This is a genomic window from Arthrobacter sp. (genome assembly GCF_030540645.1).
Classification (GTDB): domain Bacteria; phylum Actinomycetota; class Actinomycetes; order Actinomycetales; family Micrococcaceae; genus Specibacter.
Window position 1 is genome coordinate 8,590 of sequence record NZ_JAUNVV010000088.1, and the last position, 3,463, is coordinate 12,052.

4 protein-coding genes are annotated in these 3,463 nt (G+C 58.8%); 2 read left to right on the forward strand and 2 right to left on the reverse strand.

Going from position 1 to position 3,463, the window contains the following annotated elements; translation table 11 throughout:
* Window positions 1-357 (forward strand): pentapeptide repeat-containing protein (locus Q4P21_RS13795; protein WP_303389324.1); only part of this gene is annotated, 357 nt, incomplete at its 5' end.
* Window positions 358-378: 21 nt separating this feature from the next.
* Here the strand turns inward: Q4P21_RS13795 and Q4P21_RS13800 are convergent.
* Window positions 379-720, reverse strand: a complete 342-nt coding sequence (locus Q4P21_RS13800) for a MerR family transcriptional regulator (RefSeq protein WP_303389325.1) — start codon at window positions 718-720, stop codon at window positions 379-381.
* A 192-nt stretch (window positions 721-912) separates the two neighbouring features.
* On the opposite strand from Q4P21_RS13800, the gene Q4P21_RS13805 reads away from it, so the two are divergent.
* A complete protein-coding gene (locus Q4P21_RS13805) occupies window positions 913-1,284 on the forward strand; it encodes a hypothetical protein (protein WP_303389326.1) in 372 nt (123 codons plus the stop codon).
* 32 nt (window positions 1,285-1,316) lie between these two features.
* On the opposite strand, the gene Q4P21_RS13810 is transcribed toward Q4P21_RS13805, so the two are convergent.
* Entirely contained in the window at window positions 1,317-3,209 is a 1,893-nt protein-coding gene (locus Q4P21_RS13810; RefSeq protein WP_303389327.1) for a glycogen debranching N-terminal domain-containing protein, read from the reverse strand.
* Between the last annotated feature and the right edge of the window lie 254 nt (window positions 3,210-3,463).

Consider the following 3,463-nt stretch of genomic DNA (forward strand, 5'->3'; position numbering starts at 1 on the left):
AATCTCAACCATGCGTACCTCAATGACGCGAACCTCAACCTCGCCAATCTCACCGACGCAAACCTCAGTGGCGGGGACCTGATCGGCGCAGACCTTAGCGCGGCGGACCTCACCAGGGCAAACCTCGCCGGCGCGCGTCTTCTCGACGCGAACCTGACCCACGCCAACCTCACCGGTGCGATACTCACGGGCACAAGACTCACCCGTACAAATCTCTCCGGTGCCTATGTTCTGGAAAAGACAGGGGACAAACCGATGGAAGTGCCCGTAAGCAGGAAATACTTGAAGGACAAAGGTGCGAAAGGCATCCAGACCGTCAAGGGGCTGCCGGGCGAGGAAAACACCGACGCCCGTTAGCCCTTGATCAGACTTGCTGACTTAAATCGGGAGCACTTCGTTGCCGCCGGCCGGAGCCTGTCTTGCCGTTCCGGGCCGTGAGAGCTTGTGTGTGATTTTTTCTTTGAGCGCGGTGTTTTCTTTTTCCAGGGCCAGGACCATGCGGATGCCGGAGATGTTGAGCCCCTGGGTGAGGAGTGCAGAGATCCTCCGCAGGGTCACGAGATCGTTCTCGCTGTATCGGCGCGTTCCTCCGTCGGTACGACCAGGTTCCAACAGTCCCTTGCGTTCGTACAGGCGAAGGTTTTGCTGGCCGGTGCCCACCAGCTCTGCCGCAACGGAGATCGCGTATACCCCATGCGCCTGTGGATCTTGGATCGCCATGTCCAGTCACTTCCCTTGGTCTGCAGATGTTGACGGACTCTGAGTCTGGTCTTCAAAGTCTCAGATTCCTGTAAATGTCCCTTGCAACATTCTCGCAGACGTGTTATAAAAAATCTATGTCAGCCACAACAGTTATTGGTTCGGATCAATAAGTCACCACCGACGAAACCAACTATCAGGAGGCATGGCCAAATGAATGCATGGCGTCGTTACGACATACCCCTCTTGCCAGCTTTCCACGAACGCTTCGAACAGCGCTGGGGTGAAGGAACGGCCCCGTTCCTGGACCCGGAACTCCACGAACTTCCCATGCCCAGAGCCCAGTGGATCAACCCAGATACCGGGGCCGCACTCGCCGTCGTGCCCGTATGGACCGATGACGACACCCACCGCTCCTTTGCCGTGTTCTACCTCCCGCCAGCAGGGGACATCTGGCTCCTGCGCCCGGGAATAACGGACTACATCGAAACCCAACAGGGTGAACACGTTACTCTGCGCAACGACGCCTTCAAAAAAGCCGTCGATCACGCTAAAGCCTTCATCTACGGCGACGAGGACCACTAACCACCCATTAAAAGCCTGGGAGGGAACGTTTTTCATGGGCTGGGGAGCAGCCCAAGCGCTTGCGCCATGGGGATGGCTGAGGCGGCAGCCCAAGCCTGGGGGTGGCATGAAGCAGGGTAGGGGACTGGAGGCCAGCCCTGATCGGCTCCCTGTCCGGAGAAGAGCTCTGGCAAGCGCCAGTCAAAACCCCGAGCGGCGGCCAGCAGCCCGTCAGCGAGGATCCGGGCTTCGGCTGAGTATCCGTCGGTGACCATTCCGCTGAGTATCAGGGCCGTGTCATGGGTCCAGACAGCGCCGGCGTGGTAGCGGGTTGGCCAGTAGCTTGCGTTGGTGCTGGAGAGTGTGCGGATTCCGTATCCTGAGAACATGGTGGGGCCCATGAGACGGCTAACCACTGTGGCAGTTTCAGCTGGATTGAGGATTCCGGTCCCCAGAAGGTGACCCATGTTGCTTGCCACTGCGTCGACAGGGTTCTTGTCCGCATCGAGCGCGATGGCGGGGTAGGGGCCGTCTTCGTCCATGCACCAGAAGCTGGCGCGGAATCTGTCGGCCATGTTCTTGGCATAGTCCCGCCAGTGCTGCGGGGTTGAAGCAGTCTGGTCTTCGGCGGGAGCAAAAGCCTCGAGTAATTCTGCGCCGGCTATTGCCGCGGCGTAGGCGTAGCCTTGAACTTCGCAGAGGGCGATGGGGCCCTGCGCCAATCGTCCGTCATGCCAGCGGATTGAATCAGCGCTGTCTTTCCATCCTTGGTTCGCCAGTCCGTGCCCGGTCGTGTCCAAGTATTCCAAGAAGCCATCGCCGTCGGAATCACCATGGTTGTGCAACCAAGCCAGCGCTCGCTCTAAATGTGGCAGGAGAGCCTTCACCTCTTTTTCGGGAAGGCCGGAGCGCCACGCATCGCGCAAAAGGATGATCCACAGTGGTGTTGCATCCACGGTTCCGAAGTAGACCGGTGGAAGACAGACGCGGCCATCCGCCGTCACGGTTGTCGTTGCCCTGCGGACCTCATGCAGGATCTTCCCGGGTTGCTCGGCGGAGTCGGCGTCGATGGATTCTCCCTGGCGTTGTGCCAGCGCGCGGAGTGTTCCACCGGCAATTGTCGTGTCAATGGGTAGCAGCATGCGGGCAGCGATGATTGAGTCACGGCCAAACATGGTAAAAAACCAAGGTGCCCCTGCGGCCAGAAAAGAGTCTGACGGAGAGAGCCTGTCGGTCATTCGCAACCCATTCAGATCGCTCACTGCCCGGTGCAAGAGCTGCTGCATGGAAGGATCGGCCACTGAAGGTATCTTTAGCGGCTTCGCGGTGGAGCCAACCATTGGGGCGTCGGCATCATGAGCTGTGACGGCCCAGCCAAAGGAGGCAGCCCCGCCCGCTGGCACGGTCACGTTCCAGATTGCGGTAACCACTGGGGTCTGGGCGTTTACTTGAGGCGATCCCTCAAAGGACAACACCAAGTGGGTGTTGTCGTCGCGCCACTTCCATCCTGCAATGTTCGTGGTGACAGGCTCAGTTGAGCTTTTCCCCAGCTTGATGTCTGCAAGCGGAGTGTTGTCTGCAATGAGGCGAAGCTCGATGCTGAACTCTGTAGCTTCAGCCAGTGCTGATCGGAGTTCAAAGGTTTCTGACATCCTTCCCCCGGTGGCTGATCTTGTTCGCTGCAACGACACCAGGGGGTCTGACGCGGCCGGATCCATCCGAATGAAACTCAAGTATGCCGCGGCGCTTCCATCCAGCGGCTGGGTGGAGACCCAGTCGGGTTCGTCGCCATTCACGCTGATGACCGCCTGACGGATAATCCGTTCGTCGGAACAGTAGATTCCTTGTGCCCCAAGCCCCAGAATCTGTCCTGTTGGTTCAGACCAGGCTTGGATTGGTGCGGCAACAACGCAAGAGAGATTGTGTATATAAGGCTGGTGCTGCATCGTGTGTGAACCTTCCCGGTAATCATGCCGCCGTTTTATTGGCCGCGCAGTTGCACTTAACCCCAACAGGTCCAGCCGTGCGGCGCAACACTTCAGCTAAACCTTGGTCAGACCTCGCACTCCCTAGCGGCACTGCGACTGACAGTGGGAGTGACCTTAGCCTCTAACCGTGGGTCAACGGTTGTGAAAGTCTGGCAGCCTACGAAGGGGGAGTATTGATATGACGGTCAATCCAATGGTCGACGGCGGGGCAC